Below are 14,139 nucleotides of genomic sequence, written 5' to 3'. Positions count from 1 at the left end.
TTTATCGTAGGAATCTAGTAAAAAACAACATTTTCTTGGGCTCAGTCTTCTATCTATTCTATTGTCCAAGCAAACTCTACTAGATTACATAAAATAAAATAGAATAAAATAACACAATTCGAAAGGGGATTCCTATGCCAAAACATAGAAAAAAAAGCAAAATAAAGATTTATAGAATAACAAGCTATAAAAAAGACAAGCGTTCTGAATTAGACTCTGACAAATTTGAACTAGAACAGCAGGACAAGCATGATATACAAGACAAACAAGACAAACAGGACAAACAGGATGAGCAGAATAAGCAAGATAAGCAAGTACAATCGGAAAATGTAACTATAGTACCTACAGATTCACACAGCTTAGATGTGTGGGATGAAATTTCTCTAAAGGAAATACAAGCTGGTGAACATACGAGCCTATTTGAAGAAAAGAGTAATTATCAAAATATTAATTTAGTCCAAGTAAACGATGTTCGCTTATACTTGGACAAGCAACTACAATTCAGTTCCGTTGATGAGCAAATTTATCATGAAGCACTTGTACATCCGATTATGGCAAAAGTAATTGATCCAAAACGTGTTCTCATATTAGGTGGTGGCGATGGCCTTGCCTTACGAGAAGTTTTGAAATATGAAACTGTGCTACATGTAGACCTTGTTGATTTAGACGAGGCAATGATTAATATGGCACGTAATGTTCCAGAAATAGTATCTTTAAACAAAAATGCTTTTTTTGATAATCGTGTGAACGTGCACGTATGCGATGCAAAAGAATTTCTAAATTCACCTTCATCTTTATACGATGTAATCATTATTGATTTTCCAGACCCAGCGACAGAATTATTAAGTACTTTATATACAAGCGAACTATTTGCTCGTATAGCTACATTCTTAACAGAAGATGGTGCTTTCGTCTGTCAATCTAATTCACCTGCTGATGCACCTCTAGTATATTGGAGTATCGGTAATACAATTGAACACGCTGGATTAACTGTGAAGAGTTATCATACAATCGTTCCTTCTTTCGGAACTGACTGGGGATTTCATCTTGCTACTAATTCTGCACATGTACTCGATCAAATTGAACAATTATATGTAGTACCAACTCCTCGAACATTGCCTGCTCTTCTTTTTCCTTTATTTCAATTTAAAGAAGAACATTTAGAACAACGTAACCTCGCTCTTTTAAATTCAGAATCAAATCTTATCTTACATCAATGCTACAAACAGGAAATGAAGTTTTGACAATATTATAATAAGGAGTGCTACCCTATGGAATATTCTACTTTTGGCAAGCATATAATAGTAGATTTGTGGGGAGTGGACTTTTCCCTATTAGATGATATGCAATTTTTAGAATATCATCTAGTTACAGCTGCAGATTACTCTGGTGCCCATGTTTTAAACGTAAGTAAAAAAGAGTTCCAGCCATATGGTGTTACTGTATTAGTGTTATTATCAGAAAGCCATCTTTCCATTCACACTTACCCGGAACAAAATTTTGCAGCTATTGACTGTTATACTTGCGGTACAACCGTTGAACCACAAATATCGATTGATTATATCGTAAATATATTAAAACCGGAGCGGATGCATATAAAAAGATTAATTCGTGGTATAGGAGAAATTGTTACTGCCGATTAATTATAACTCTTACTCATCCGAAAAAAGGAGGATTGTAAAATACCATCAGTGGGATGAACATTTCGCTGATGGTACAGGCACATACATAAAATGAAATTTTAATTAGTGGGTGTTTTACTGCCCGTTAATTCGAGATAAAAAAACCTTGCATAAGCAAGGTTCATTCATCCACCGACATCTTCCTATATAACTCTACAAACTCACTCGCTAATTCTTTCACCGTAATTGCATTCATTAAATGATCTTGCGCGTGTACCATTAAAAGAGTAACTTCGGTCTTTTCGCCACCAGCTTCTTTCTGGATAAGCTCCGTTTGTACACGGTGCGCCTCTTTTAATTCCTCTAGTGCTTCTTGTAATTTAGCTTCAGCTTCTGTAAACTCCCCACGCTTCGCACAATCAATGGCTTCCATTGAACAACTTCTCGCGTTTCCCCCATGCAAGATTAAATGAAAAGCTTTCGTCTCTATCGTATCCATTTTAGTTCTTTACTCCCCCTTTTCTTCCGCCAGTTTTTGTTTATCCCATATTTTTAAGAACGGTAAATAAATGAAGAATGCTAGCGCAAAGTTAACAAGTTGCAAAATAACACCTGAAATTTTCCCGCCCGATCCTAAATATCCACTAAAAAGAATAGGTGTCGTCCAAGGTACAGCGGCCCCACTCGGACGTGCGACCCATCCCCATTCCATTGCAAAGTAAGAAACAATTGTTAACACAACTGGAACTAATATGAATGGAATTAGTAAAAGTGGGTTCATTACAATCGGCATACCAAAAGTTACCATCTCATTAATATTAAATATACCAGGTGCAATTGACAATCTCCCTAAACTTTTTAATTGTTGACTTCGTGCAAATAGTAACATTCCGACAACTAGAGCAAGCGTTGCACCAGAACCGCCCATATAAATCCATAAGTCAAAAAACTGTGCCGTAATCGTATTTGGTACATCTTGCCCAGCTTGAAAAGCGACTCGGTTTTGATCCATTAACGACAACCAAACGGGGCTCATTACACCACCAACAATAGTAGCACCATGAATTCCACACGACCAAAGAACATGAACGAGAATAACTGCTATTATTGCGCCCCAAAGACTAGCACCAAGTACACTAAGTGGTTCCTGTAAAATTTGTCCTACAATATTATGGATACTGCCAAAAGAAGTATTTTCTATAATTAAGCGTAAAATCCAAATAACTGTTACAACAATAAATCCTGGAACAAGTGCCGCAAATGAACGCGTGACAGCTGGTGGAACTGTCTCTGGCATCTTTATAATTATCTTTTTTTGTACAATAAATCGATACAGTTCAGTAGATATAAGTGCAATAATCATTGCTACAAATAACCCTTGGCTTCCCATTAATGCAGCTGGGATAGCGCCTTCTACAAGTACACTTTCTTTTGTACTTGGTATAATATATGCAACTTGAAATGGCGTCGCAAGTAAAAACGTCACAAGCGACAATGCCCCGGATGCTAAAGCATCCACTTTATAATACTCTCCAAACCTGTAAGCGATTCCAAAAACAGCTATTAAAGCCATTATATTAAAAGTTGCACTAACTGGATACCCTAAAGCTCTCTGCCAATTCTCACCAAACAAACCTGCCATAAACTCGTTATATCCGGGTATCGGCAGTGCACTAATAATGAGGAAAAACGATCCAATAATTAAGAAAGGCATCGTTAAAATAATTCCATCTCGAATTGCTTGTAAATGCCTCTGCTCTGCAACCTTCCCTGCTACCGGCATCACATACTTCTCTAAAAACCGTATCATCTATCCCACTCTCCTCATGGTTTCATTGACAAAGCTGCTTGCAAGATAGCTTCTCCATTACAAAGTCCGTAATGAACAGATTGAATGACATCAACAGGTATCCCTTTATCCTTACATAATTCTTTCATTTTCGGTAATAAATAACGTACTTGCGGTCCAAGTAAAAGGACATCAGCTTTATCAATATGACTATTCACTTCAGAACCTGATACTGCCCAGATTGTTACTTCTATCCCTCTTGTCTCTGCTGCTTTCTCCATCTTTGTAACAATCAAACTGGAAGACATTCCCGCTGCACAGCAAAGTAAAATATTCATCCCGCTTCCCTCCCCTTTTTTCTCTACCTAAATTATGGTGCACTCCTTGCCACCACTAGGTTACAAATATATATGTCTAGATTTCCTGCTGTATGCCGAGCTTAAAAACAAAAATTTCTTGGTTTTCGCGCTATTCCATTTATCCGTATTCTCCTAGTAAAGAGAACTCTAACTCGCTATAATGATTCAGTATGACTTTTTTTAATTGATAGGAGGATATATTTATGAAGGCATATCGCTTTCCACTTATTTTATTATCTTCTATCCTAATTGGTGGTTTCATTGGTTATTTCATGGGTGCCGATGCAGTTGCTTTAAAGCCGCTTGGTGACATTTTCTTAAACTTAATGTTTACGATTGTTGTACCTCTAGTGTTCTTTAGCATCGCATCGTCTATTGCTAATATGGATGGATTAAAACGTTTCGGTAAAATTATGTCTAGTATGGCTGGGACTTTCTTATTTACAAGTATTTTAGCTGCTATTTTTATGATTATTGTTGTGAAAATATTCCCGCCAGCACAAGGTGTTGTACTAGAACTAACACAACCTGACAAAGCCGGCAAAGCTGTTAGTGTTGCAGATCAAATCGTCGGTATTTTAACAGTATCTGACTTCTCGAAGTTACTATCTCGTGAAAATATGTTAGCTCTTATTTTCTTCTCTATCTTAATGGGGATTGCAACTTCAGCAGTTGGCGAAAAAGGAAAGCCATTCGCTACATTCCTACAAGCTGGTGCAGAGATTTCAATGAAAGTTGTATCTTTCATTATGTACTACGCTCCAATCGGACTTGCTGCTTACTTCGCAGCATTAGTTGGTGAATTCGGACCACAACTTCTTGGAACTTACTTCCGAGCAGCAATGGTATACTATCCAGCTTCTCTTATCTACTTCTTTGTATTCTTCACGTTCTATGCATACCTTGCAGGTCGCAAACAAGGTGTACAAGTATTTTGGAAGAACATGGTCTCTCCTACAGTTACATCACTTGCAACTTGTAGTAGTGCCGCAAGTATTCCAGCGAACTTAGAAGCAACGAAGAAAATGGGTATTTCTTCAGACGTTCGTGAAACAGTTGTCCTTCTTGGATCTACACTTCATAAAGATGGATCTGTTTTAGGCGGCGTATTAAAAATTGCTTTCTTATTCGGTATTTTCAACATGGAATTCGAAGGACCGAAAACATTAGCAATCGCACTTGTTGTTTCTTTATTAGTAGGAACAGTAATGGGTGCTATTCCAGGCGGTGGTATGATTGGTGAAATGTTAATCGTATCTCTATACGGTTTCCCGCCAGAAGCATTGCCAATTATTGCAGCAATTAGTACAATCATTGATCCACCTGCAACGATGTTAAACGTAACAGCAGATAACGCTTGTGCGGTAATGACAGCTCGCCTTGTAGAAGGTAAGAATTGGATCAAAAACAAATTTGCTTAATAGATAGAAAGAGGATGCTCTAAACGAGCATCCTCTTTCTGTCGTTATTTGTTAATAAGTTGATATCTCCTCTCGCCACAAATTTGTTACAATCTTCACAAATATTCCACATCCATTATCCATTCTCCGTACTATAATCATGTATGGAAAAGGAGATGGAAATAATGACTCAAAGCGCACCAGAATTTAAAGTTTTGCAAAGCATTGCATTTCTCGCTGTTGTTTTGCAAAGTTCCTTATTATATACAATGAATCAAGGAAATGTCTTACTTGAGCAATCCCTCATTATGGGCATGCTATTCAACCTTGCAAAATTCTCAGCACCAGCATTCATATTTATCGTTGGATTTCACTTAATTCGGCACTATACGAAGCAATTAGTATATAAAGAATATATTTCTGAAAAAGCGACACACTTACTCATTCCTTATTTCTTTTGGTCTATTCTTTACCTATTAACAACAAACGATCTTATTACATTACAAAGTGGAATAAAAAGTTTATTACTCGGAACAGCCGCGCCCCATCTTTGGTACGTTATTATGATGTTCCAAATTCACTTATTGTTCCCTTTACTATGCACACTTTTTTATTGGTTTCAAAAACGAACAGAAAATAAAAAAGACATATATAAATATATGACCTTTTTCGCGTGCCTATATTTTCTATTAATGTGGTTCTCTTCTCACTATATTTTTAATGGAGAAAAATTAACAAGTTCAACAATTTTACATTATACAGATCGATCATTTCTATTCTACTCATTCTATTTCGTTATGGGTGGCATTGCCGCTGTAGCACTAAAAACTTGGCGTCTATTCGTCATGAAACATATCCCGCTTATAACAATATTATTTTTCATCTTATTTTTATTCATCAACTATGAGTTGTTTAGTTTTCACGGAGCAAACTCTATTCATTTAACTGTTTCTACCTATTTAAAACCATCTATGTTTTTATATATCGTATGCGAAATTATCATACTGTATGTGTTATCTATTATGATAGTACAGCGTCGTGGTTTCTTATATAAAACGTTACGTTTCATTGGAAATTACACGTATGATGCTTATTTAGCTCACTTATTCTTCTTGCAACTATGCACAAAGTTTCTTTCTTTATTCACACTGCAAGAAAATACTATATTATATAGCCTATTACTATTTGTGTTAACGGCTATTATCTCTATTTCAACAATGGTCATTTGTAGCACAATACCATTTCACACTTGGATTACAGGGCCTTCTCCTACAACAAAGATGAAATGGACGAAGGTTGTATTCCGAAAAAATCATAAAAAACTATTCAAGCCATATATTTGATATAATGATACGCATATAAAAAGAAAGCGAGAGACACCTATGATTAATCAAGTTGGACAAATTATGCTATATGTAAATAACCAAGACGAAACAGTACAATTTTGGACAGAAAAAGTAGGGTTCCAAATCATTGCGGAAAAAAATAACGGCAACGGATTCCGCTGGATTGAAATTGCACCGGCGAAAGAAGCAGGAACAAGCATCGTCCTTCACGATAAAGCGTTAATCGCGAAGATGCAACCTGAACTAAACCTTAATACGCCTTCACTTATGTTCTTCTCAAATGACTTAGACCGTCTATATAAAGATCTTTCTGAGAAAAATGTCACAGTTGGACAGGTTGTAGATTTACCTACTGGTAGAGCATTCAACTTTGCTGATAATGAAAATAATTACTTTGCAGTAATGGAACGTAAATAAAAAAGAAGCTATCCGAAAAAATTGGATAGCTTCTTTCATTTTAAGAAACTTGTTCTACATTCGTTTCTCTATGCTGTATATGGCTCGTGATCCAAGCAATTCCACCGGCAACAACGAGATAACATAACAATATTAAAATTTGCATTTGTAATTGCGACCAATCTCCTAAAGAGATAACATCTTGTAATCCTCTAAGAGAATGAGACATTGGGAGAAACTGTCCAATTTTACTAAGAACAGCTATATTTAATTCTCCTGGGAAAGTACCTCCGCTCGTCGCTAATTGCAGGACAAGAAGCGTTACCGCTAAGAACTTTCCAACAAGACCAAATACTGTTACTAGCATAAGAATAAATGTCATGAACGTAAAGGAAATAACAATACTTGATAAAACAAAGAGTGGCACACTTGCGACTTCTAATTTCATAACACCTAGCACAACTACATCTACGAGTAGCGCTTGAATAAGTCCAATTAAATATACCAATCCTAGTTTATTAATAAAATGTACCGTTCCACTTACCTTCATATTTTGTCTACGACCAAGCGGTAAAATATTCGATGCCATAATTCCGCCAACATAAAATGCAAGTGATAAGAAATATGGTGCAATGCCTGAACCGTAGTTAGGAACTTCAGAAACTGTTGACTTCACTAACTGAACTGGCTCTGAGAACATCGTATTACGTGCATCATCATTACGAACATTCGCTATCTTCTCTGCACCCTCTCCCAATTTCGCAGAAAGTTCTTTCGCACCATCATCCAGTTTAACAAGTCCATTTGTTAATTTACTAGCACCGTTATTCAGCTCCGTTCCACCACTCGCAAGCTGGTTTACACCTTCTTGCAATGATGTAAATCCATTTCCCCACTTCGTAAATCCATCAGCCAAATTCGATGCACCATCTGCTATCTTTTTCGTTCCAGCAGTAGCTTCATTTAACTTAACTCCGAATGTATTCATGCCTTCTTCAATCTTATGTTGACCATCAGTTAGCTTCTTCGCACCTTGTGTCAATTGTTGTTGGCTATTATTTAAAGTACTTGTTGCTTTAGCTAGTCCATTAGACGTAGCAACAATTTTTTGAAAAGCGGGATCTTGCTGCACTTCTGGATGATTTTTCACGTACTCTTCTAATTGTTCTTTCACACTATTAGCCGCCCCATCCGCTTTTACTTGCCCTTCAGCAAGCTTCTCACTTCCGCTCACCCATTCATTTGTACCAGCACTTAATTCACTAACTCCTGATTGTAACGTTTTTTCACCTTGTGCTAATAACTCCATACCACTATGAAGTGATGTCGCTCCTTGACTCAGCTCATTTGCTCCCCCGGTTAAAGCAGATTGACTGGATGCAAGCTTTTCACTTCCTTCTTTCAATTTCGATGTCCCATCACTTAAACGATCAATACCATCCGCAAGCTGATTCGCTCCATTTCTTGCATCGGTCGTTCCTTCATGTAACTTCCCAGCACCATTACTTGCATCACTCAACCCTTGTGCCAAATCTTGAAACTTTGAAAAGACACCTTCTGTATAAGATTTCGTAATACTGTTTGAGATTTTTGTTTTCATATTTTCAACAGCTGTCGTTCCAATTTGAGCCGCTACAAAGTTTTTACCTGGATTTACTTTGTACTGCAACGTTGCCGGCTCTGGTTTCTCATCCATAAGTGTACTTACCTTTTTAGAGAAATTTTCTGGAATCGTAACAACCATATAGTACTTATCTTCTTTTAACCCTTCATCAGCATTTTTTTCTGATACGAAATGAAAAGCCAGTTCCTTATTCTCTTTTAAATTTTTAACAAAATCGTCTCCTGCATGAATTGTTTTTTCATCCATCACAGCACCCTTATCTAAATTCACAACCGCAACAGGTAATTTATCTAATTTTCCGTACGGATCCCAATATCCAGCTAAAAAGAATCCTGAATAAATTAACGGAACGATTAATAAAAAAATTAAAGCGATACGTCCATGTTTATGGTGCCACATCGCTTTCCAATCTTTAAATACAAGTTGAATTCCCTTCATGAAACATACTCCTTCTCCGAATTTAACACCATTAGAATAGTTTAACAGATTTACTATACACGTCACTTTCCATACTGTATAATACATCTTTAATTATCAATTCATTCCTTTTGGTCTATAGAAAGGAGACTCGAAATGGAACTGCTCCAGTTAAAATACTTTCAGACAGTTGCACGACTAGAACATATGACAAAGGCAGCTGAAGAATTGCATATCGCACAACCTTCACTCAGCAAAACAATAGCTAGACTCGAAAAGGATTTAGGCGTCCCTTTATTTGATCGACAAGGCCGACAGATTACTTTAAATTCTTTCGGAAAAGTATTTTTAAAACGAGTAGAGCGTATTTTTCATGAATTAAGCGAAGGGGAACGAGAAATTAAAGATTTAGCCGAATTACAACAAAGCTCTATTACACTGGCCGTTTCTATTCCGAGAATATTACCAGAACTACTTGGCTCTTTTTTACTAGAACATCCTAACGTTAGGTTCCAACAATTTCTTGCATCCACTCCTTCTATGAAACGACAACTAGATAATATAGAAATTGACTTTTGTATCTCCTCTGTGCCAATTGAAGGGGAAGAAATTGTTTGGGAACCGCTTATTACAGAAGAAATTTTCTTAGTCTTCCCTTCAGGCCATCGTTTATCAGGCCGAGAAAATATCCATCTGCATGAAGTAAAAGACGAACCGTTTATTAGTATGAACACTGGCTATGGATTTCGGCACTTAACGGATGGATTTTGCAAAGAAGCTGGTTTCACTCCGCATATTGCTTTTGAAGTCGATGAACCGACCGTAATTAGTGACCTCATTAAGCAAGGTCTCGGCATCGCTTTTGTTCCAAGTTTAACTTTATTAAAAAACTCTACTTTAGCATCGAGCAAGTTGCGTATTATTGAACCCACTTGTCAGCGAACCATCGGATTAAGTTGGTCAAAAAAACGCTACTTATCAAAAACAGCTCAGCAATTCCGTGAATTCGTGATTGACTACTTCTCTAATATTAGGACGTAAAATTATATGAACAAATAAAAGGTGCCACCCTCATATGGTGGCACCTTTTATTGTTCGCTCTTTTTTAATTCCATTTCAGCTAAAAGTGGTAGTACGTTATCAAAAATATGCGTATTATTATTTTCACCTGTTACATATCCACCGTAATATCTACTAAATACGTTGTCATTTCGGAATGTGGCCATATGATCATACAATTCCTTCGCAAACTTTGTATCACCTGTTTGTAGTACGTACAAAATCGTTAGTCCATACGCGGCCGGCGATTCATAATTCACAGTTTGTTTTCCCGTTTCTAAATTGTAACGACCGTATAGCTTTCCATCCTCCTGGAACTTCTTCTTTATAAATTCCAAATAAGCAGCTGATGAAAGACCACCTAAACTTCGATGATATGCAATGTATGATTGGTCAATAAGATTCACTTCTTTATCGTACGTAAATGTACCATCTTCTTTATACTCTTTTGGGAATGCCCAGCCATGCCTTGGATAATCTGCTAAAAATTGAACGACTTCCTGATATTGCTGAGCAGAAACTTTGCCGTACTTCTTCATATAGGAGAATGCACGTGGATTTATGTATGATGTTGTTACAAAATTATTTTGTTTCCCTGCATCTGCATCATAATAATCAACATAATAATTATCTTTTTTATTATAACGAAGTACAGCATCACTTAATTGATCGGCAAGGTTTTTATAACGCTCTTCCTTATACATTTCATAAGCACGATATAATTGTTCTATAATACGAAGATCATCTATAAGTGCATTTGTAGCTGACTGCCTCTCTCCCTTTTCAGAGAGTTTCCATAAAACGATATGATTCTTATATACGAAATTATCTTGAATAACCTTTACTTGCTCATCAAATAACGCCTGATCATCTTTATCAAGTGTATACTGTAACCATAATCCCGCCGATTCTGATAAAGCTTCACGTCCCTTAGCTTCACCCGTACCTGCCTTAGTATCTACTAAACGATACGTGGCAAGTGTTCCATTGTCATTCACCATATGTCTTAAAATAAAATTTTCTGTACGGTTTCCTTGTAAAGCTGACCAAAATACAATTCCACCTAAAGCGATTAAGAAGATAACTCCAATCCCTATATATAAACGTTTCCGCAATCTTTTCACCTCCCTAGTAAGGCTAACCTTAATTTTATCAGAACATACATAAATTTAAAAAAGACAATCTATTAGATTGTCTCCCCCCATTTCTATCCCTCGCAAACCTCTTTAGAAGGTTTATATAGCGATTGTACAAGTCGATCATATTCACGACGTGTAATTTCTTTATTATATAGCTTCAATAATAAATCTCTATGCTCTTTTGAAAATGCCATCTTTTTAATGACTTCAGGATACATAAAACACCCTCTCCATTTCACATAAACTTCTTTTTTTCGAAAAACAGAACTTATGTTCGCATAAAAGATTATAAAAGATTCCTGTAAAAAAAACAAACAAAACATGAGAAACTATTTATTTCTTTCTATTCAAAATATTAAAACATTATATTATCATATTCACTTTTTAAATACATATATATTTTTGGTAGTTTTTTTGAATAAATCTTCCAATTCAATCAGAAAATAATGGCAAAAAAGAAGAGGAGTTTACATATGGATACGGTAACATTAGCAAGAGCATTTTTTGGTTCTTCATTAGCATTCCACATTATCTTTGCAACACTTGGGGTCGGACTTTCATTGATGATTTTTATAAGCGAAATACTCTATCACTGGAAGAAAGACTCCGACTATGCCATTATGGCGAAAAGATGGACAAAGGCGTTTGCTATTCTTCTCGGTGTAGCAATTCCAACTGGAACAATCGTTGGTGTGCAAATCTCACTTCTTTGGCCTGGTTTCGCCAAAATTGTTGGGCAAGTTATTTCTGTTCCCTTCCAAATTGAGATTTTCGCCTTCTTTTTGGAGGCTTTATTCATGTCGATTTACGTATATGCAGCCGATAAACTTCCTCCATTTATGAGATTAATCTCGCTATTTTTCGTCATGCTTGGTGCCACGGCATCCGCCGTGCTTATTACATCAGCAAATACATGGATGAATACACCAGCAGGCTTTTCAATGAATCCAGATGGATCTGTTTTTAACGTTGATCCTTGGAAAGCTTTCTTTAATCCAAGTTTTGGTACAAGTGCATTCCATGTCGTTATTACGGCTTATGCAACTGGTGCGGCCGTCATTGCTTCTATCGCTGGATTTAAATTATTGAAGAAAAATTTAAGTACACGTGAAATTGCTTATCATAAAAAAGGGCTGCTATTAGGGCTTGTCGTTACATTTATTACAGGCGCTACGATGTGGCTTTCAGGACATGAATCAGCGATCGCCTTACATAAACACTCACCTGAAAAACTTGCATCTGCTGAAGCTTTATTTGAAACGACATCACACGCACCGCTATCCATTGGCGGAGTTGTGGATCCTAATACACTTGAACTAAACTATGCACTTGAAATTCCAAACATGCTTAGCTTATTAGTGGGACTAGACCCTAGTACTGTCGTAAAAGGACTAAACGAATTCCCACAAGAAACATGGCCACCATTTTATACACATACACTATTCAACTTAATGGTCGGCACTGCTGCGTTTACCTTCGCTGTTGCAGCAATTGCGCTCTTATATTGGTACTTCGTTTACCGAAAAAAAGGAACAGAACTACCGAAGTGGCTACTTTGGGGGGCTGCCGCTTGCGGACCAATTATGATGCTCGGTATTGAATTCGGATGGATTTTCAGTTGTAGCGGTCGTCAACCATGGACAATTTATGGTATGCAACGTACCGTCGATGCATCTACACGCGCCGATTTCGTCGGTCCTTTATTTGTTTTGTTCATCATTTTATATATTGGACTCGCTATTTTAACAGTCATTGTTCTACGGACATTCTTTAGAAGACATCCATTAAAGAATGATTTACAACATCAAGGAGGCGATTCTCATGCATGAGGAAAGTATTGCAATCATCATCTTATGGGCCCTTATTTTCGTATACAGTATACTAGGGTCCATTGATTTTGGAGCTGGTTTTTGGGGCATGGTATACGCAAAACATCCGACGCTCGCTGCTAAACTTGCGAATCGGTACTTATCACCAACTTGGGAGGTAACAAATACGTTTCTCGTCTTCGTCGTTGTCGCATTTCTCGGCTTCTTTCCGAAAGCGGCCTTTACTCTTGCGACAGTAATGTTCGTACCAGTTATGTTAATTTTAGTGCTCGTTGCAGTACGTAGTACGTTTATGGTATTTGCTTACTCCTTGCCAAAATATCAATACCTTCTTCGGGTTATTTCAGGTATTACTGGTCTCTTAATTCCAGCACTATTAATTACCGTTTTACCCGTTACAGAGGGAGCCTATATTACAATGTCTGAAGGAAAAGAAGTACTCCTGTATGGAAAACTTCTTTCTAGCCCGGTTATCTACTGTTATATGCTTTTCGGACTAACGTCTGAACTATTTCTCTCCTCTCTCTTTCTTGCTGATTTTGCGAGAGAACAAAGTTCAGAAGATACGTATAGAATTTATAGAAGAAATGCTATTATTCTTGGTCCTGCAACGCTCGTTACAGCAATCATCGCCCTCGTTGTAATGGACCCAGAAACACATTGGCTTATGCAAGGATTAATAAAGCAATTCCCGTGGTTTACAGTTTCTATTGTTTTATTCGTTATCGGATACTCGTCCCTTTGGTGGACAAACAAAAAATACAATACACTAGGATACCCTCGCATTGCCGTTTTAGCTGTCGTCGCTCAATATGCATTTGCAAGCTACGCTTACGGCGTCGCGCATTTACCGTATATTATTTATCCTGACGTAACTGTATTTACAAGCTTCACAACGACAGAAACGTTCTATGCACTGCTCATTCTATACGCAATTGGGATTGCAATTTTATTACCAGGATTTATTTTCTTCTGGAATTTATTCTTGAAGGATCGTACTTTTTTGAAGGAAAAATAATATAATCTTGGAGTCTGTCCCAAAAGGCATTTTGGAATAGACTCCTTTTGTCATGTTTTGTCAATAAGTCGATATATTTTAAAAATCGCTGATATATTTTGAGTTGCGCCGATATATCTCCATAATCGCTGATATATTTTA

Annotated in this window: 14 protein-coding genes; 8 read left to right on the top strand and 6 right to left on the bottom strand. The window is 36.9% G+C overall.

Annotated features, from left to right (window positions below):
- Positions 1-134: 134 nt before the first annotated feature.
- Complete coding sequence (locus tag MKY38_RS23780; protein ID WP_061113758.1) at positions 135-1,244, top strand: polyamine aminopropyltransferase; 1,110 nt, start codon at positions 135-137, stop codon at positions 1,242-1,244.
- Between the two features lie 27 nt (positions 1,245-1,271).
- Positions 1,272-1,643, top strand: coding sequence for an adenosylmethionine decarboxylase (gene speD, locus MKY38_RS23775; protein ID WP_000456823.1), 372 nt, complete (start codon positions 1,272-1,274; stop codon positions 1,641-1,643).
- Positions 1,644-1,803: 160 nt separating this feature from the next.
- Here speD and MKY38_RS23770 read toward each other — a convergent pair whose 3' ends face one another.
- Genes MKY38_RS23770 through MKY38_RS23760 form a run of 3 tightly spaced genes read right to left on the bottom strand, consistent with a single transcriptional unit; the run spans position 1,804 to position 3,749 of the window.
- On the bottom strand, positions 1,804-2,121 hold the full coding sequence (locus MKY38_RS23770) for a PTS lactose/cellobiose transporter subunit IIA (protein WP_000379645.1): 318 nt from the start codon (positions 2,119-2,121) through the stop codon (positions 1,804-1,806).
- Between the two features lie 9 nt (positions 2,122-2,130).
- Positions 2,131-3,432, bottom strand: a complete 1,302-nt coding sequence (celB, locus tag MKY38_RS23765; RefSeq protein ID WP_341049897.1) for a PTS cellobiose transporter subunit IIC — start codon at positions 3,430-3,432, stop codon at positions 2,131-2,133.
- A gap of 14 nt (positions 3,433-3,446) precedes the next feature.
- Positions 3,447-3,749, bottom strand: coding sequence for a PTS sugar transporter subunit IIB (locus tag MKY38_RS23760; RefSeq protein ID WP_001023557.1), 303 nt, complete (start codon positions 3,747-3,749; stop codon positions 3,447-3,449).
- 224 nt (positions 3,750-3,973) lie between these two features.
- On the opposite strand from MKY38_RS23760, the gene MKY38_RS23755 reads away from it, so the two are divergent.
- The 3 genes from MKY38_RS23755 to MKY38_RS23745 all read left to right on the top strand — a co-directional run bounded on the left by MKY38_RS23755 (position 3,974) and on the right by MKY38_RS23745 (position 6,933).
- Complete coding sequence (locus tag MKY38_RS23755) at positions 3,974-5,191, top strand: dicarboxylate/amino acid:cation symporter (RefSeq protein WP_000649362.1); 1,218 nt, start codon at positions 3,974-3,976, stop codon at positions 5,189-5,191.
- Between the two features lie 164 nt (positions 5,192-5,355).
- On the top strand, positions 5,356-6,513 hold the full coding sequence (locus tag MKY38_RS23750) for an acyltransferase (protein ID WP_341049895.1): 1,158 nt from the start codon (positions 5,356-5,358) through the stop codon (positions 6,511-6,513).
- A gap of 39 nt (positions 6,514-6,552) precedes the next feature.
- A complete protein-coding gene (locus MKY38_RS23745) occupies positions 6,553-6,933 on the top strand; it encodes a VOC family protein (RefSeq protein WP_078439020.1) in 381 nt (126 codons plus the stop codon).
- Between the two features lie 40 nt (positions 6,934-6,973).
- On the opposite strand, the gene MKY38_RS23740 is transcribed toward MKY38_RS23745, so the two are convergent.
- Complete coding sequence (locus MKY38_RS23740; protein WP_114555845.1) at positions 6,974-8,974, bottom strand: YhgE/Pip family protein; 2,001 nt, start codon at positions 8,972-8,974, stop codon at positions 6,974-6,976.
- Between the two features lie 135 nt (positions 8,975-9,109).
- Here MKY38_RS23740 and MKY38_RS23735 point away from each other — a divergent pair, with 135 nt between their 5' ends.
- Positions 9,110-9,994 (top strand): LysR substrate-binding domain-containing protein, encoded by an 885-nt coding sequence (locus MKY38_RS23735; RefSeq protein ID WP_114555844.1) that lies wholly within the window; start codon positions 9,110-9,112, stop codon positions 9,992-9,994.
- A gap of 47 nt (positions 9,995-10,041) precedes the next feature.
- Here the strand turns inward: MKY38_RS23735 and MKY38_RS23730 are convergent, their stop codons facing one another.
- Both MKY38_RS23730 and MKY38_RS23725 read right to left on the bottom strand, forming a co-directional pair.
- Positions 10,042-11,127, bottom strand: a complete 1,086-nt coding sequence (locus MKY38_RS23730; RefSeq protein WP_065224420.1) for a transcriptional regulator — start codon at positions 11,125-11,127, stop codon at positions 10,042-10,044.
- A 92-nt stretch (positions 11,128-11,219) separates the two neighbouring features.
- Positions 11,220-11,369 carry a hypothetical protein gene (locus MKY38_RS23725; protein WP_000283179.1) on the bottom strand — a complete coding sequence of 50 codons (150 nt, stop codon included), beginning with the start codon at positions 11,367-11,369 and terminating at the stop codon, positions 11,220-11,222.
- A 255-nt stretch (positions 11,370-11,624) separates the two neighbouring features.
- Here MKY38_RS23725 and cydA point away from each other — a divergent pair, with 255 nt between their 5' ends.
- Complete coding sequence (cydA, locus tag MKY38_RS23720; protein ID WP_000381985.1) at positions 11,625-12,980, top strand: cytochrome ubiquinol oxidase subunit I; 1,356 nt, start codon at positions 11,625-11,627, stop codon at positions 12,978-12,980.
- Positions 12,973-13,998 carry a cytochrome d ubiquinol oxidase subunit II gene (locus MKY38_RS23715; protein WP_000544187.1) on the top strand — a complete coding sequence of 342 codons (1,026 nt, stop codon included), beginning with the start codon at positions 12,973-12,975 and terminating at the stop codon, positions 13,996-13,998. The genes cydA and MKY38_RS23715 overlap by 8 nt, the downstream gene beginning before the upstream one ends.
- Positions 13,999-14,139: the final 141 nt, after the last annotated feature.

This window comes from Bacillus sp. FSL R5-0585 (assembly GCF_038004545.1).
Lineage (GTDB): Bacteria > Bacillota > Bacilli > Bacillales > Bacillaceae_G > Bacillus_A > Bacillus_A cereus.
Note: the sequence above shows the minus strand (reverse complement) of the source record. Positions and strands in the feature narration are given on the sequence as shown.

Bases quoted from the DNA above. Each gene is read 5' to 3' on its own strand.
- MKY38_RS23780 (WP_061113758.1), top strand. From the start codon at position 135: ATGCCAAAACATAGAAAAAAAAGCAAAATAAAGATTTATAGAATAACA.
- speD (WP_000456823.1), top strand. From the start codon at position 1,272: ATGGAATATTCTACTTTTGGCAAGCATATAATAGTAGATTTGTGGGGA.
- MKY38_RS23770 (WP_000379645.1), bottom strand. From the start codon at position 2,121: ATGGATACGATAGAGACGAAAGCTTTTCATTTAATCTTGCATGGGGGA.
- celB (WP_341049897.1), bottom strand. From the start codon at position 3,432: ATGATACGGTTTTTAGAGAAGTATGTGATGCCGGTAGCAGGGAAGGTT.
- MKY38_RS23760 (WP_001023557.1), bottom strand. From the start codon at position 3,749: ATGAATATTTTACTTTGCTGTGCAGCGGGAATGTCTTCCAGTTTGATT.
- MKY38_RS23755 (WP_000649362.1), top strand. From the start codon at position 3,974: ATGAAGGCATATCGCTTTCCACTTATTTTATTATCTTCTATCCTAATT.
- MKY38_RS23750 (WP_341049895.1), top strand. From the start codon at position 5,356: ATGACTCAAAGCGCACCAGAATTTAAAGTTTTGCAAAGCATTGCATTT.
- MKY38_RS23745 (WP_078439020.1), top strand. From the start codon at position 6,553: ATGATTAATCAAGTTGGACAAATTATGCTATATGTAAATAACCAAGAC.
- MKY38_RS23740 (WP_114555845.1), bottom strand. From the start codon at position 8,974: ATGAAGGGAATTCAACTTGTATTTAAAGATTGGAAAGCGATGTGGCAC.
- MKY38_RS23735 (WP_114555844.1), top strand. From the start codon at position 9,110: ATGGAACTGCTCCAGTTAAAATACTTTCAGACAGTTGCACGACTAGAA.
- MKY38_RS23725 (WP_000283179.1), bottom strand. From the start codon at position 11,369: ATGTATCCTGAAGTCATTAAAAAGATGGCATTTTCAAAAGAGCATAGA.
- cydA (WP_000381985.1), top strand. From the start codon at position 11,625: ATGGATACGGTAACATTAGCAAGAGCATTTTTTGGTTCTTCATTAGCA.
- MKY38_RS23715 (WP_000544187.1), top strand. From the start codon at position 12,973: ATGCATGAGGAAAGTATTGCAATCATCATCTTATGGGCCCTTATTTTC.